Source organism: Pseudidiomarina marina, assembly GCF_044807045.1.
Classification (GTDB): domain Bacteria; phylum Pseudomonadota; class Gammaproteobacteria; order Enterobacterales; family Alteromonadaceae; genus Pseudidiomarina; species Pseudidiomarina marina.
The window spans coordinates 602,443-618,195 of the sequence record NZ_CP085233.1 but is presented as its reverse complement, the minus strand read 5'-3'; the positions used below and the strand labels follow the sequence as shown (position 1 = coordinate 618,195).

14 protein-coding genes are annotated in these 15,753 nt (G+C 50.0%); 2 read left to right on the top strand and 12 right to left on the bottom strand.

The genetic code is table 11. The features are described 5' to 3' along the window. The first annotated feature begins 6 nt into the window (after positions 1-6). Complete coding sequence (locus tag LG272_RS02970) at positions 7-255, top strand: TraR/DksA family transcriptional regulator (RefSeq protein WP_092857400.1); 249 nt, start codon at positions 7-9, stop codon at positions 253-255. Here LG272_RS02970 and hutH read toward each other — a convergent pair. The 3 genes from hutH to hutC are packed head-to-tail and all read right to left on the bottom strand — an operon-like array spanning position 252 to position 4,247. Next, positions 252-1,793 carry a histidine ammonia-lyase gene (gene hutH / locus LG272_RS02965; RefSeq protein WP_404409562.1) on the bottom strand — a complete coding sequence of 514 codons (1,542 nt, stop codon included), beginning with the start codon at positions 1,791-1,793 and terminating at the stop codon, positions 252-254. The two genes, LG272_RS02970 and hutH, sit on opposite strands and share 4 nt — an antisense overlap. After that, positions 1,794-3,470 (bottom strand): urocanate hydratase, encoded by a 1,677-nt coding sequence (gene hutU / locus LG272_RS02960; RefSeq protein ID WP_404409560.1) that lies wholly within the window; start codon positions 3,468-3,470, stop codon positions 1,794-1,796. Positions 3,471-3,497: 27 nt separating this feature from the next. After that, positions 3,498-4,247, bottom strand: coding sequence for a histidine utilization repressor (hutC, locus tag LG272_RS02955; RefSeq protein ID WP_126760019.1), 750 nt, complete (start codon positions 4,245-4,247; stop codon positions 3,498-3,500). Between the two features lie 98 nt (positions 4,248-4,345). Between hutC and hutI the strand changes: the two genes are divergently transcribed. Then, a complete protein-coding gene (hutI, locus tag LG272_RS02950) occupies positions 4,346-5,536 on the top strand; it encodes an imidazolonepropionase (RefSeq protein ID WP_404409969.1) in 1,191 nt (396 codons plus the stop codon). Here hutI and LG272_RS02945 read toward each other — a convergent pair. The 9 genes from LG272_RS02945 to rpmE all read right to left on the bottom strand — a co-directional run bounded on the left by LG272_RS02945 (position 5,518) and on the right by rpmE (position 15,635). Then, positions 5,518-6,564: an arginase family protein gene (locus LG272_RS02945; protein ID WP_404409558.1), complete on the bottom strand. Its 1,047-nt coding sequence runs from the start codon at positions 6,562-6,564 to the stop codon at positions 5,518-5,520. The genes hutI and LG272_RS02945 overlap by 19 nt on opposite strands. A gap of 15 nt (positions 6,565-6,579) precedes the next feature. Continuing rightward, the gene (gene rraA / locus LG272_RS02940) at positions 6,580-7,065 is read right to left on the bottom strand and encodes a ribonuclease E activity regulator RraA (RefSeq protein WP_404409556.1); all 486 of its coding nucleotides are present in this window, start codon (positions 7,063-7,065) and stop codon (positions 6,580-6,582) included. A gap of 94 nt (positions 7,066-7,159) precedes the next feature. Beyond that, on the bottom strand, positions 7,160-8,497 hold the full coding sequence (gene hslU, locus LG272_RS02935; protein WP_126760016.1) for an HslU--HslV peptidase ATPase subunit: 1,338 nt from the start codon (positions 8,495-8,497) through the stop codon (positions 7,160-7,162). Beyond that, the gene (gene hslV / locus LG272_RS02930; protein ID WP_126760015.1) at positions 8,490-9,026 is read right to left on the bottom strand and encodes an ATP-dependent protease subunit HslV; all 537 of its coding nucleotides are present in this window, start codon (positions 9,024-9,026) and stop codon (positions 8,490-8,492) included. Before hslV ends, hslU begins: the two co-directional genes overlap by 8 nt. A 67-nt stretch (positions 9,027-9,093) precedes the next feature. Further along, complete coding sequence (locus LG272_RS02925; protein ID WP_126760014.1) at positions 9,094-9,645, bottom strand: SPOR domain-containing protein; 552 nt, start codon at positions 9,643-9,645, stop codon at positions 9,094-9,096. 2 nt (positions 9,646-9,647) lie between these two features. Next, complete coding sequence (argS, locus tag LG272_RS02920; RefSeq protein WP_126760013.1) at positions 9,648-11,390, bottom strand: arginine--tRNA ligase; 1,743 nt, start codon at positions 11,388-11,390, stop codon at positions 9,648-9,650. Between the two features lie 133 nt (positions 11,391-11,523). Beyond that, a complete protein-coding gene (gene priA, locus LG272_RS02915; protein WP_404409553.1) occupies positions 11,524-13,698 on the bottom strand; it encodes a primosomal protein N' in 2,175 nt (724 codons plus the stop codon). Between the two features lie 205 nt (positions 13,699-13,903). Continuing rightward, positions 13,904-15,148 carry a malic enzyme-like NAD(P)-binding protein gene (locus LG272_RS02910; RefSeq protein ID WP_126760011.1) on the bottom strand — a complete coding sequence of 415 codons (1,245 nt, stop codon included), beginning with the start codon at positions 15,146-15,148 and terminating at the stop codon, positions 13,904-13,906. A gap of 271 nt (positions 15,149-15,419) precedes the next feature. Further along, complete coding sequence (rpmE, locus tag LG272_RS02905; RefSeq protein WP_126760010.1) at positions 15,420-15,635, bottom strand: 50S ribosomal protein L31; 216 nt, start codon at positions 15,633-15,635, stop codon at positions 15,420-15,422. Between the last annotated feature and the right edge of the window lie 118 nt (positions 15,636-15,753).

Genomic DNA, 15,753 nt, shown 5'->3' with positions numbered 1-15,753 from the left:
GTTAACATGAGTGATAATTTATCCGCCCAGCAGTTGTTACGTATTCGGAGTAAACTTGAAACCGTGGTGAATGAGCAACCGGGAACGCGCCAAGCACAAAGCGCTGATGCTGCATTACAACGCATGCGTAGCGGCGAATATGGTTATTGTGTTGAGTGTGGCGAGGAAATTTCGGCTGCGCGTTTAGCAGCAAAGCCTGACGTCGCTTTATGTGTCGACTGCCAGGCTTTGAAAGATGAAGAAGAGGACGCTTAAGCGTCCTCGAGTACTGCTCCTTCCTGCACTAAATCGTGCAATTTGCCTTGTTCAATCAATGTCGCAATCGCGGCAATATCTGGCGCAAAATAACGATCTTGATCGTAAAAGCTAACTTGTGCACGTACACGGGCGTGAGCTTCTTCTACCGCCGCAGCAGCTTTTAACGGCCGACGGAAATCTAAGCCTTGCGCCGCCTCTAACAACTCAATCGCAACAATATCCCGGATGTTGCGCGCGATGTCAGTTAATCGACGCGCAGCAAACGTTGCCATTGATACATGGTCTTCTTGGTTGGCCGAGGTGGGCAAACTATCAACCGAGGCTGGATGTGCTAGCGTTTTATTCTCAGACGCTAAAGCTGCGGCTGTCACTTGTGCCAACATAAAGCCAGAATTCACCCCACCATCGTTCACCAAAAATGGTGGCAAATTACTGAGGTGGTGGTCAATTAACAAGGCACTACGTCGCTCAGAAAGCGCACCAATTTCACTCGCCGCAATGGCAAGAATATCGGCTGCCATAGCTACTGGTTCAGCGTGGAAGTTACCGCCTGAAATAATGTCGCCGTTGTCACTAAATACCAACGGGTTATCAGTGACACCATTGGCTTCACGCACCAAAATTTGACTGGCGTGTTGCAATTGGTCAAACACGGCGCCCATCACTTGTGGCTGACAACGCAAGGAATAAGGGTCTTGTACTTTTTCGCAATCCACGTGAGCGGTAGCAATTTCAGAGCTATCACCCAATAATTGGCGGAAGCTTTGCGCAACAGCAATTTGCCCTGGCTGACCACGCACGGCGTGAATACGCGCATCAAACGGTGAGCGTGAACCCATCGCCGCTTCTACCGCCATAGCTCCGGTAACCAGTGCGGCATTGAATACGCGTTCAATTTGGAACAAGCCATGCAATGCTAGGGCGGTTGAGGCTTGGGTACCATTTAACAAGGCCAAACCTTCTTTTGGCGCTAATGCGTTGAGCGGCTTCAGGCCGGCTTTCGCCATACCTTCAACGGCTGGATAAACTTTGCCTTCTACGCGAACTTGGCCTTCACCAAGTAACGGCAACACGAGATGCGCGAGTGGTGCTAAATCGCCGGACGCACCAACCGAGCCTTTGCTCGGCACACACGGGTAGACTTGGTTGTTGAGCAAATCAATTAAAGCATCAATCACTTCACGGCGTACACCTGAGAAGCCGCGACTGAGCGAATTGATTTTCAGTAACAGCATTAAGCGCACCACGGTATCGTCCATGAGCTCTTGTGTGCCGGCTGCGTGTGACAGCACAATGCGACGCTGCAAGTCTTCCAGTTTTTCTGGTGGAATGCGCGTATTCGCCAACAAACCAAAGCCGGTATTAATGCCATATACCACTTTGCCTTTGGCGAGCACGTCAGCAACCGTCTTGTGCGAGCGGGCAATCACGGCATCGGCTTCAGCATGTAATGCCAACTGTTGCGGCTCCTGCCACCAATGGCGCAACTGTGACAGGCTTAAGGTGCCAGGTTGCAATTCAAATACATCGTTCATTTATTTGCCCTCCAGCATCGGTAAGTCTAACCCTTGGTCACGTGCGCAATCTTTGGCAATGTTATAGCCTGCATCGGCATGGCGCATTACGCCGGTACCTGGGTCATTCCACAGCACACGGCTCAAGCGTTTATCCGCCGCATCGGAACCATCGGCCACAATGACCACACCTGAATGTTGCGAGTAGCCCATACCAACCCCACCACCGTGGTGAAGGCTCACCCAAGTAGCACCGCCAGCGGTATTCAGTAGCGCGTTCAATAACGGCCAATCGGAAACCGCATCTGAACCATCAAGCATGCTTTCTGTTTCGCGGTTCGGGCTAGCGACTGAGCCTGAATCGAGGTGATCACGACCAATCACAATCGGCGCTTTCAGTTCGCCATTTTTGACCATGTCATTGAATGCTCGTGCGATACGTGCGCGATCTTTGAGGCCAATCCAACAAATACGTGCTGGCAAGCCTTGGAAGCTAATACGCTCACGCGCCATGTCTAACCAATTGTGCAGGTGCGGATCATCTGGAATGAGTTCTTTTACCTTGGCATCGGTTTTGTAGATGTCTTCTGGGTCGCCTGACAATGCCACCCAACGGAATGGCCCAATACCTTGGCAGAATAGTGGGCGAATATAGGCGGGCACGAATCCAGGGAAGTCAAAAGCGTGATCGACACCCACATCTTTCGCCATTTGGCGGATGTTGTTGCCGTAATCTAAAGTTGCCGCGCCACGCTCTTGTAGCGTTAACATGGCGCGCACTTGCACTGCCATCGACTGCTTCGCGGCGGTAACGGTGCCGGCTGGGTCACTTTCTTGGCGCTCCAAATAGTCTGCTAATGTCCATCCTTGTGGCAAGTAGCCATGCAGAGGATCGTGCGCAGATGTTTGGTCAGTTACTACGTCAGGCGTGATATTGCGCTCAACCAACTCGGCAAAAACATCGGCTGCGTTACCTAATAAGCCCACAGAAATAGCACGGCCATCGTGGCGCGCTTGCTCAATCAATTCAAGCGCTTCATCTAGCGAGGTCGCTTTATGATCGAGGTAACGTGTACGCAATCGAAAATCAATACGCGTTTCATCCACGTCCACCGCCAACATGCAATAACCAGCCATGGTCGCCGCCAATGGCTGCGCACCGCCCATACCGCCGAGACCACCGGTGAGAATCCAACGGCCGTTGGTATTCCCATCAAAATGCTGGCGAGCGACTGATACAAAGGTTTCGTAAGTGCCTTGGACAATGCCTTGCGAGCCAATGTAAATCCATGATCCGGCGGTCATTTGGCCGTACATCATTAAGCCCTTTTTATCGAGCTCGTTAAAATGTTCCCAGTTGGCCCACTCTGGTACTAAATTCGAGTTGGCAATGAGCACTCGCGGCGCATCTTCATGAGTTGGGAATACACCAACCGGCTTACCCGATTGCACTAACAAGGTTTCCGTTGGCTTTAACCGTTCCAGTACTTCTACAATTTTGTCGAACGCTTCCCAGCTGCGTGCAGCTCGACCAATACCGCCATACACCACCAATGCTTGTGGGTGTTCCGCCACCTCGTCATCAAGGTTGTTCATCAACATGCGTTTAGCTGCTTCAATCTGCCAGTTTGCTGTGGTTAACTCTGAACCTCGGTCAGCGCGAATCTTTCGACTTTTATCTAAGCGAGTAAAACTCATCTGTTTATCCTTTTTCTTTACCTGCGTTTAAGCTTTAAACGTTAAATGGCCACCCAACACAAAACGCGATCCTGGGTGCGTCAATACGGCATATGTCACCACACCAGCGTCGCTCCAAGTGCGACGCACAATGCGCAAACACGGCTCTGGCTTCGTTAATTCAAGCCATTCGCAAACATGAGCGTTCGGTGTCACCGCTTCAATCTGATGACTCGCTTCGGTCAGCGGTGCAACAGCACTTAAATATTCATGCGGCGTGATTTGGCGGAAATCTTGCTTCAAATAATCTTTCACAACAGCTGGGTTCACGTAGCGCTCTTCAACTTGCACCGGTAACCCGTTCTCTAAATGGGTAATGACTGAGAAAAATACCGGTGTTTCAGGCGTAATTTGAAGTTGTTCGGCTACCTGTAAACTGGCCGGCACTTGCTTGAGCACGTGCACATGCGCTTCATACGCGTGTTGGCGTGCACGAATCTCATCAGCAATGTTACGAATGGCCATAAACGATGTTTGCGACTTCAACGGCGCAACATAAGTGCCCGAACCTTTCGAGCGAATCACTAAGCCCTCATCGGCAAGCTCTTGCAGAGCCCGACGTGCGGTCATACGACTCACTTTAAACTGAGTTGCAAGTGCGTTTTCGGAACTCACTGGATGGTTTTCCGGCCATTCACCTGAGGCAATCTTGCTGTAAATATGCTGTTTAATTTTTGAAAATTTCACGAACGTTCTACCTATGTGGCTACCGCTTTGGCTACCTTTAACAGCAACCATGATGAAATCATTCAGACTGATGTTAGAGTGTGATAGAGTGTAGTCATGTTTAATTGTATATACAAGTTGTCGGTGGGAGATTTTTTATGACAGCAGTCATGCAGTGCCTCGAAAATGTTCGGCTTGCTACCATGACAGGCGAGGGCTACGGCCTGATTGATGACGGTGTGATTATCTTTGATCATGAACGAATTCACTTCGCTGGTCGGCGCAGTGACGCGCCAACGGTTGCCGCAGAAACAATCAACGGCAACGGCGGGTTAGTCACGCCGGGGCTCATCGACTGCCATACTCACTTGGTTTGGGCCGGTTCGCGTGCCGATGAGTTTGCTAAACGTCTGCATGGCGCGAGCTACGCGGACATTGCCGCGCAAGGTGGCGGTATCGCAGCAACCGTGCGAGCAACACGTGCGGCATCAGAGCAAGACTTAGTTGCGGTGACAATGCCTCGGCTTGAAGCGTTGTTGCGCGAAGGGGTGACGACAGTTGAAATTAAATCGGGCTATGGTTTGAGCCTCGAAGACGAGCGCAAACAGCTTCGCGCGGCGCGCAAACTGGCTGAGTTGTTGCCAGTATCGGTTCAAACGACGTTATTGGCGGCGCATGCGGTTCCGCCCGAGTACAAAGACCAAGCTGATGCCTATATTGATTTGGTGGTTGAATCGATTATTCCGACACTTGCGGCCGAAGGCTTAGCAGACGCCGTGGATGCATTTTGTGAGTCGGTTGGTTTTTCTACGGCGCAAACCGAGCGTGTATTTCAGGCTGCTCAAACTGCTGGTTTGCCCGTAAAATTACACGCTGAGCAATTAAGCAATCAACACGGAAGTGCACTTGCAGCGCGTTATCAAGCATTGTCCTGTGACCATCTCGAATACTTAGATGAAGCCGGTGTTGAAGCCATGGCAAAGGCCGGTACCGTTGCTGTGCTGCTGCCGGGCGCGTTTTATTTCCTACGAGAAACCAAACAACCGCCACTACAATTACTGCGCGATTACCAGGTACCAATTGCCGTGTCGACGGACGCCAACCCAGGCACATCGCCTATTTTGAGTGTGCAACTTATGCTGCAGATGGCCGCAACGTTGTTCCGGATGACGCCTGAAGAGTGTCTACGTGGGGTTACTGTGAACGCCGCTAAGGCTTTAGGTTTGACCGACCGCGGTCAACTGGTTGCAGGTATGCGTGCTGATTTATGTTTATGGCATGTGGATGATCCAGCTGCGCTCACTTATCAGTTTGGTGCCAATCCGTTAAGCGCCTGCTGGTTTCAAGGTTCGCGCCGCTGAAAGCCGTGCAAGTAAGCAAGCACCAACTCACTTAGTAACTGTGCACAGGCCATATCACCTGCTTCGCGCCCCGCCGGGTGCAAGCTTGGTGCCGCTTCAGCTAAATGCAGGTAACGCGTGCGCGGTAAACTTGCCAAGGTTTCCACGAGACTATAGCCGTGCGCCACGCTCAAGCCATTGAAGTTAATCGCGCTTGCTGGCACTCCCTGTAAGGCATCGACGTCAATTTCAATACCAAGCGGCACATGCCAAGCCTCTGCTTGTGCGGCAATGGCGCTCAGTTCAGTTGACCAATCATGGGTATATAACTCGTGCACACTGCGGTAGGTAAATTCAGCATCCGCGAGTTGCTTCAAACTCTCCGCGTTGTTCTTGCCTTCGTGTAACCCAACCACGTGGTAGTGCTTCAGCGCTCCCGCCATATAAGCATAGCTAAACCCATTACCACTATGGCGGCCTTCACGCGCGCGAAAATCAGCGTGCGGATCCAGATTCACTGCACCAACACTTTCTTCTGAGGCTTGCTGCAATGAAGTGAGCAGTGGGTAGGCGTTGTTGTGCCCCCCACCAATAAGTATCACGTCAAAGCCGGCTTCAAATAACGGCACAATAACTTGCTGAACACGTTGATCAAGACGCTCACAAAGCTCGCGTAATTGCGCTAATTCGCCGACCTCCGTGTTGCGCAACGCATCGGCTTGCTGTTGCAAGTCAGCGCATTGTAGCTGCCCGACAATCAGCAACTCATGGTCGGCAATCATTGGGTTCGATTGCAACGCCAACAAGCCCTTGAGCGCGGCCGCGAAAGCATGTTCCGAGCCACCACGACCTAAATTAGCGCGTGGCCCAATTGATTCGGGCACCCCAACAAGAGCAATACGTTGCCCTCGCTCCCATGCTTGTTGTAACGCATGATGGTAGGTATCGATGGTATCGATTTCAGGTAAGCAATGAAGTGTTTGACCGAGGCGGATTTCGCCGCTACGTGGGGTAAACCACGCAGCGGGATCAATCGAAGTTAAAAACATAGTGGCTTATTCAACTCACTCAATATCAAGCGGTTCTGGTGAAATAATAATGCCTGTGCTATCGGCGTATAAATGGTCTTCAGGTAAGAAAGTAACGCCGCCAAAATTCACCGCCACATCGACTTCACCAACACCGTCGTTTGCGGCTCCAACCGGCATCGAAGCGATAGCCATAATGCCCATATCAAGTTCGTCTAATGCGTCAACATCACGAACTGCACCATAACAAATGATGCCTTCCCAGTCGTTTTCAAACGCTAAGTCGGCCACAGCAATATCGACTAGTGCGCGGCGTGTCGAACCGCCACCATCAATGAGTAGCACTTTCCCAGTACCAGGCTGCTGCACCACCTCTTCAATAATGCCCTTGTCTTCGAAGCACTTCACGGTGACCAACTGGCCGCCGAACGACACCCGACCGCCGTAGTGAATGAACATCGGTTCAACCACATCGACTAGATCTGGGTATAAATCGCAAAGTTCTGACGTGTTGTATTCCATTGCCGTACCCCGTTCACTGTGACTTAACGTCTTGAATGTTAAAGCACAGTATAGCCGCTTCTGCCCGAGTGCAAAAGCGGCGCGGGTCAAGCAATTACAAAATAAACCGGCTTAGGTCTTCATCTTGCGCTAACTCGCCGAGGTAACGGTCAACATAAGCGGCATCAATTTCAATGCTTTGCCCATGTAAGTCACTGGCTTTGAACGATATTTCTTCCATCAATCGCTCTAGCACAGTGTGTAATCGACGCGCACCAATGTTTTCAGTCGTTTCGTTCACTTGAAACGCTGTTTCAGCAATGCGGCGAATACCGTCCTGAGTAAATTCTACATTCACACCTTCGGTTGCCATCAGCGCTTTGTATTGTGTGGTTAGCGATGCATTCGGCTCCGTCAAGATTCGAACAAAATCGGCACTCGTTAACGCTTGTAGCTCAACACGAATTGGCAGACGACCTTGCAACTCAGGAATTAGATCCGACGGTTTGGACATTTGGAATGCCCCCGATGCGATGAACAGAATATGATCGGTTTTCACCATGCCATGTTTGGTCGAAACTGTCGTGCCTTCCACTAATGGCAATAAGTCGCGCTGCACGCCTTCTCGTGAAACATCTGGGCCAGACACGTCGCCGCGCTTACAAATCTTGTCAATTTCATCCAAGAACACAATGCCGTTTTGCTCAACGGCCGTTAGCGCCTGCTCTTTAATATCTTCAGGGTTCAGCATCTTCGCCGCTTCTTCTTCAATTAGCTGCTTAAATGCATCTTTGATCTTCATTTTCTTCGGCTTAGATTTGCCGCCACCCATGTTCTGGAACATGCTTTGCAGCTGCGACGTCATTTCTTCCATGCCTGGCGGTGCCATAATCTCAACGCCCATTTGCGGCGCGCTGATTTCAATTTCAATTTCTTTTTCGTCGAGCTGACCTTCACGCAGTTTTTTACGAAACGTCTGACGCGTATTCGATTGCTCGCGCGGCTCTTCTTGTTCGTCGGCCCAACCAGTTTTCTTCGCGGGCGGTAACAACGCGTCCAAAATGCGTTCTTCCGCAGCATCTTCGGCACGATGACGCACTTTTTGCATCATTTGCTCACGTGTTTGCTTCACCGCCGTATCGGTAAGATCACGAATAATCGACTCAATTTCCTTACCAACATAACCAACTTCGGTGAACTTCGTCGCTTCCACCTTAATAAATGGCGCATTGGCTAGCTTCGCTAGGCGGCGTGCAATTTCAGTCTTACCCACCCCTGTCGGTCCAATCATTAATATATTTTTCGGCGTTACTTCTTGACGTAATTCATCGTCTAACTGCATACGACGCCAACGATTACGCAGTGCAACAGCGACCGCTTTTTTGGCGTTGTCTTGACCAACAATGTGACGATTCAGCTCATCAACAATTTCGCGTGGGGTCATATCAGACATTGCTTACCGACTCCTGTTCTTCAATGGTTTGGAAACTGTTGGTGAAGACACATATGTCGCCTGCAATCGTCAGGGCTTTCTCAACAATCTCACGTGCGCTTAAATCTGTATTTTCGAGTAACGCAGTTGCCGCCGCTTGGGCGTATGGGCCGCCAGAGCCAATGGCGATTAGGTCATTTTCTGGCTGCACAACGTCACCGTTACCGGTAATGATTAAGGATGTATGCTTATCGGCCACCGCTAATAACGCTTCTAAACGGCGCAAGGCTCGGTCGGTACGCCAATCTTTGGCGAGTTCCACTGCTGCGCGCATCAAGTTGCCTTGATGGGCTTCCAACTTTTTCTCAAAGCGTTCAAACAGGGTGAAGGCATCGGCGGTACCGCCTGCGAAACCGGCGAGTACTTGGTTGTTGTACAAGCGGCGCACTTTGCGAGCGTTGCCCTTCATTACGGTATTGCCAAGTGAAACTTGACCATCGCCACCGATGACAACTTTGTCACCGCGACGGACAGATACGATAGTAGTCACAAATACGTCCTCTTAGTTGCTATGAACCAGTTATGAGGTCGTATTTGTGATTTTCAATAGGTAGGGATTAATTCCAGTTCCAAATTTGGCAACCGCGAATATTAGCTCGTTGTAATTTGTGACGATCTGTCTCGGCGGCACGTCGACCATTGTAGGGGCCAAGAATCACTCGGTGCCAGACACCATTACTTCCGTCAGTTGTGCGAATTTGTGCTTCCAAACCAATCATCGCTATCATCGCACGTAGCTCTTCAGCATCACTGATGTTGCGGAATGAACCACATTGCATGAGTTTCGGCGGGCCGATCTCGCGCTCTGGTACATCCACAATCACTTCTTGGTTTTCCAATTCTTCAATGTACTGCCAGCGCTCTTCTGGTTTTTCTGGCAGTGGCTCGGCCACCGGTTGCGATTGTGGCTCCGGCACATCAATTGGCACTTGTTGCTGTGGCGTTTGCTCTGACTTGCCCGAGATACTTACCAATAACCACACAAACCCACTTACCAAAACAATGGCGAGCAAAACCACCCACCACGACACTGCCGGTTTTTTGGCAGCTTTCTTGGTAGTCTTCGGTGGGGTACGTTTGGCCGGACGCTTACGGTTCGCGTAATCCATAATTACATCTTCTCAAGCGTCGGAATACCGAGCAATTCGAGACCCTGACGTAGGGTTTTAGCGGTCAATGCCGCAAGTTTCAAACGACTTTGACGCACACTAGCATCCTCTGTTTGAAGAATTGGGCAGGCCTCATAAAAACTTGAGAAAGCCCCTGCAACGTCATAGAGATAGCCACATAAAAAGTGCGGCATGGCTTTGTCAGCAACACTGTGAACCACTTCGTTGAATCGCACCAAGGTATTGGCTAGGTTAATTTCACGTTCGTCGTTGAGAACGAATGGCGCATCAATTTGCTCTGGATTGACACCCGCTTTGCTGAATACACTGTTCACACGCGTGTACGCATACAACAAGTATGGTGCGGTGTTTCCTTCAAAGCTCAACATGGTGTCCCAGTCAAAAATGTAATCGCTGGTACGGTTTTTCGATAAGTCGGCATATTTTACCGAGCTGATCCCAACAACTTTTGCCACGTGTGCTTGCTCGGCTTCGCTTAACGCACCGTTTTTCTGTTGTACTAATTCAAGTGCACGCTTTTCGGCTTCATCAAGCAAATCCGCAAGCTTGGTCACGCCACCGTCACGACTTTTATAAGGACGCCCGTCTTTGCCCATGACCGTACCGAAACCGTAGTGGTCCATTTGCAGATCTTCGCGGGCAAAGCCAGCCTTACGAGCTAGGGTAAAAATTTGCTGGAAGTGCAGCCCTTGGCGCTGATCAACGAAATACATCAAGTGATCGCCTTTGAGCACGTTCTGACGATAACGCACCGCTGCTAAATCGGTGGTCGCATATAAGTAACCGCCACCCGATTTTTGTACGATGACCGGCAGCGATTCACCATCTTTATTTTTGAATTCATCAAGGAACACGCACTGCGCGCCCTGGTCTTCAACTAACAAGCCTTGTGCACGGAGGTCTTCGACGACTTGTGCTAAGTCATCGTTATAGGCACTTTCCGCCATCACGTCAGCGCGAGTTAGCTTCACACCCAAACGGTCATACACTTCCTGACAGTGACTGAGTGACACATCAATAAACTGTTGCCATAGCGCGCGGCACTTTGGCTCACCCGACTGTAGGGCTACGACTAATTCACGCGCACGTTTGGCAAATTCTTCACTTTCATCAAAACGCTTTTTCGCCGCTTTGTAGAAGGTTTCGAGGTTGCTAAGCTCCATACCGAGTTCGTCGTTATCGAGCTCTTCCATATGCGCCAGCAACATCCCAAATTGGGTCCCCCAGTCACCCACATGGTTCTGGCGAATAACTTTGTGACCGAGCAACTCTTCGACACGAGCGACTGCATCACCAATAATGGCCGAACGCAAATGCCCCACGTGCATTTCTTTGGCGAGGTTTGGCGATGAGTAATCAATCACCACGGTTTTGGTTTCAGCAGCAGGCTCAATACCCACGTTGACATCGCTGTATGCGCGCTCCAATTGATCTAATAGTTGCTGCTGGCTAATGGTAAAGTTAATAAAGCCCGGCCCCGCAATATCACACTGCGCGAGCAATTGATTCTCAGGAATAGCCGCAATAATCGCTTCGGCCAACGCGCGCGGATTCATTTGCGCAGGTTTCGCCAACATCATCGCTAAGTTGGTAGCAAAATCCCCATGACTTTTGTCGCGCGGACGATCCAACTGAATGCGTGGCTGCACGTCGGCCGGCAAAGTACCTTGTTGTTGTAGGGTCGCCACGGCGGCGCCAAGGAGGGATTCCAACTGTTCTTTCATGAATAAAAAACCTTAAAGCGATATTAGCTATTGGATATTAGATATTAGTAAGGGCGCTGCAGTCGTATTAGCCAATATCTAATAGCTAACGGCTAATAGCGCATTTGTTCTTTATTTTATCTGCTTTTGCGCACTAACTGAAGTCTTGTGGGTCGATGTCGAGCGACCAACGCACTTTTCGTAACTGCGGCAATTTTTCTAGTTGCGGCAAAACATAGCGCAACAGCTGAGCCCGCATGGCGCGCTGCTGCGTTTGAATCAATAATTGATAACGATAGCGGCCGGCACGACGCTCCATGACGGCAGGAATAGGCCCCAACACAATCACATCATCGCGTTGCGGAAACAGTGTTGCGATAGCTTCAAGTGCGGCGATAACGGCATCGGCATTGTTGGCTTCAGCGCGGAACAATGCGTGTTGGCTAAATGGCGGTAAATGGGTGAGTTGTCGCTCGCGCAAGGCGGTCTGAGCAAAGTGTCCGTAACCGTTGTTGATTAAATCTTGGATTAATTCGTGTTCTGGGTGATGAGTTTGCAGCACCACAGTTCCCGGTTTGCTAGCACGACCGGCGCGCCCTGCCACTTGGGTAAACATTTGCCCAAGGCGTTCAGCGGCACGAAAATCTGCGCTATATAACGCGCCATCAACATCGAGTAAGGCGGCTAAGGTGACATCGGGAAAGTGGTGTCCTTTCGCGAGCATTTGGGTGCCAACTAAAATCGGATACTTGTTGTCGTGCGCATCTTGCAAGTGTTGTTGCAGGCTGCCTTTTTTCCGTGTGCTATCGCGATCAATGCGTAGAACTGGGTAGTCTGGAAACTGCTCTTGCAGTAGCTGTTCGAGTTGCTCGGTACCAACACCACGACCAATGAGCTGGGTTGAGCCACAGTCATGACACTGCCGTGGTATCGGTTGTTGGGCACCACAATGGTGGCACTGCAACTGTTTACTCCCTTGATGCACGGTGTAATACGCATCACATCGACGACACTGCGCCAACCATCCGCACTCATGACAAAGTAACGCTGGTGCAAAACCACGGCGGTTTAAAAATAGCAGGACTTGCTGACCGGCATCCAAGTGTTCGCGCATTAAGCCAAGTAGGGGTTGTGACAAACCGGCTTTTAATGGCAGGTTTTTGATATCCATCACGACGTGACGCGCCGGCTTAGCCTGACCAGCTCGGCGACTTAACTGCAAGTGTGCATAACGCTTGTTCAGCGCGTTATTGAGTGTTTCAAACGATGGCGTCGCCGAGCCAAGAATTACCGGCACTTGCTCTTCATGGCCGCGCATCACGGCAAGATCACGCGCATGATAGCGAAAACCGTCTTGCTGCTTTAATGAGGCATCATGCTCTTCATCAACAATGATCATGCCAAGTGCTTTGCACGGCGTAAATATGGCTGAGCGTGTGCCAATAATAATTGCCGCGCTGCCAGCACGGGCATCCAACCATGCATCTAAGCGCTCTCTGTCCGTGAGTGCTGAGTGGAGCATCACAATCGGCACGTCAAAGCGTTGCTGGAAGCGTTTTAGAGTTTGCGGTGTTAGACCAATTTCGGGCACCAGCATGAGAACTTGCTGACCGCGGCGTAAGACATCAGCCATAGCCTGCAAATACACTTCGGTTTTGCCGCTACCGGTAACCCCTTCAAGCAAATAAGTTTGGTGCTGTTTCGCGGCACCAATTGCGGCAACAGCTAGCGCTTGCTCAGGATTCAACTGTAACGGTTCAGCGGCAATTTTAAGCGACCACGACTGCACTGCTGCCGGAATGTGTTCAACGGCTTCTACCCAGCCTTTGTCTTGTAGCGCTTTCAGTGCTGATGGCGAGAACTCCTGCATGCGAATGTCACGACTTAACAACGGCTGTTGTTGTAGCGCTGCGAGTAAGCGTTGTTGCTGCACCGCTCGCTTCAAGTCATTCGGCGATATCTGCGCACCTTGCTCCGTCACTTGATATCGCGTCGTCGCTTGATAACTGGCGCGTTCACCTTGGCGCAATAACACGGGCATTGCATTTTGAATCACATCACCAAGCGGGTGGTGGTAATAATCCGCGGCCCACTCAAGCAATCGCCAAATCGGTCGCGGCCACAACGGTTCGTCATCAATCACTTCAAGCACGGCTTTGCGCTGAAAGCTATCGTCGGGCGCCGAAGCCTCACCCAAACACACACCAACCAACTCACGATTACCAAAGGGCACACGCACGCGCACGCCGACTGCGGGCAATTGCTCGCAGTCGTAATCAAATTGTCGTGGTAGGGGTACCGGTAGCGCGGTTTGGATTATCGTCGTCATACCGCAAAGTGTAACTTGAAAGCGGAGATATTAGCTATTGGATATTAGATATTAGATAAAACACAAATACCCGCTACATCAGCTCTAATATCTAATATCCAATAGCTAATATCGTCTTTGCTTTTCTAATATCTAATATCCAATAGCTAATATCGTCTTTGCTTTTCTAATATCTAATATCCAATAGCTAATATCGTCTTTGCTTTTATTCAGTCATGTAATTCTTGGGGAGTTCGATGCGGGCGGCGCCTGACGCCACCGCCGCTTCAGCAACCGCTTTCGATACACGGGTGCGCAAACGCGGATCCAGCGGCTTCGGAATGATGTAATCAACACCGAATTCAAGTTTGTCAACGCCTGATGCTTTTAGTACGGCCTCTGGTACTGGCTCTTTTGCGAGCTGACGAATCGCTTCTACGGCGGCCAATTTCATCTCATCATTAATGGCTTTTGCACGAACATCGAGTGCCCCACGGAAAATGAATGGGAAGCACAACACGTTGTTCACTTGGTTCGGGTAATCTGAGCGACCGGTTGCCATAATTAGGTCGTCGCGCACGGCCAAGGCTAATTCAGGTTTAATTTCTGGGTCTGGGTTTGAGCAGGCGAATACAATTGGCTTTTCCGCCATGAGCTTTAACGCATCTGGCGACAACAAATTCGGCCCTGACACACCGACAAATACATCGGCTTCGGTGATGACCTCTTCGAGGGTACGCTTGTCGGTGTTGTTGGCAAATAACGCTTTGTATTCATTCAAATCTTCGCGACGTGTGTGAATCACACCTTTCGAGTCCAGCATATAAATGTGCTCACGCTGGGCGCCACATTTAATCAGCAATTCCATACAGGCAATAGCAGCTGCGCCAGCACCTAAACAGACGATTTGTGCTTTGCGTAAGTCTTTACCCTGAATTTCTAACGCGTTTAGCAAGCCTGCCGCTGTAACAATAGCAGTGCCATGCTGGTCATCATGGAAAATTGGCACTTCACAACGCTCAATCAGCGCTTGTTCAATTTCGAAACACTCTGGTGCTTTAATATCTTCTAGGTTCACGCCACCGAAACTGTCGGCAATATTTGCCACCGTATTGATGAAATCTTGTGTGGTACGGTGCGTGACTTCAATATCAATGGAATCAAGGCCAGCAAAGCGCTTGAATAACAGTGCTTTACCTTCCATCACCGGCTTCGAAGCCATGGGCCCTAAATTACCCAGCCCCAAAATAGCGGTACCATTGGAGATAACAGCAACCATATTACCTTTCGCTGTGTACTTGTAGACATCATCCGGATTCTCAGCAATGGCGCGCACTGGCTCGGCCACACCTGGACTATATGCCAACGCTAAATCTTTACTGGTTTCAGCTGGTTTGGTCAGCTCAATGCTGATTTTTCCTGGCGTTGGGTAGGCGTGATAATCCAAAGCTTGCTTGCGAAAATCGGTCATAAGTGCGTGTACCTGATTCGAAATAAAGAAAATAACATGTGTGAATAGTGCCATTGTAGAGCTATTCGACGCAATAAGACATCTTACCTGATACGCCGTTGCGGCCAGGCGATTAAGAATAACTTAGATAATCAGAGGAAAGTTAACGGTTGTTTAAATTGACACCATCGATTAATTCAATGGTGACGCGACCTTGCGCCGAATATGAAAATAAAAAAGGCGCCTTCTGGCGCCTTTCTCATAATTTCGAGTAGAAATGTCCAAAACTGGATTATTTCTTGCCACCCAACATGTTGAAACGCTTGTTGAATTTCTCGATACGACCGCCAGTATCCATAATACGCTGTTTACCAGTGTAGAATGGGTGACACTCTGAACATACGTCCAAGTGCAACTCGCCGCCTTTAGTTGAGTTAGTCACAAAAGAGTGACCGCAAGAGCATGATACTTTCAGCTCGGTATATTCTGGGTGAATACCTGGTTTCATGGGGTTACCTCGTTAGGCTGCATCGCCACTCGACCCGAAGTCGAGCACCACGCAAATTACAGTTTCAAAAAAGCGCTGATTTATTAATCAACGCGACAAATTAGGGCGCGAATTATAA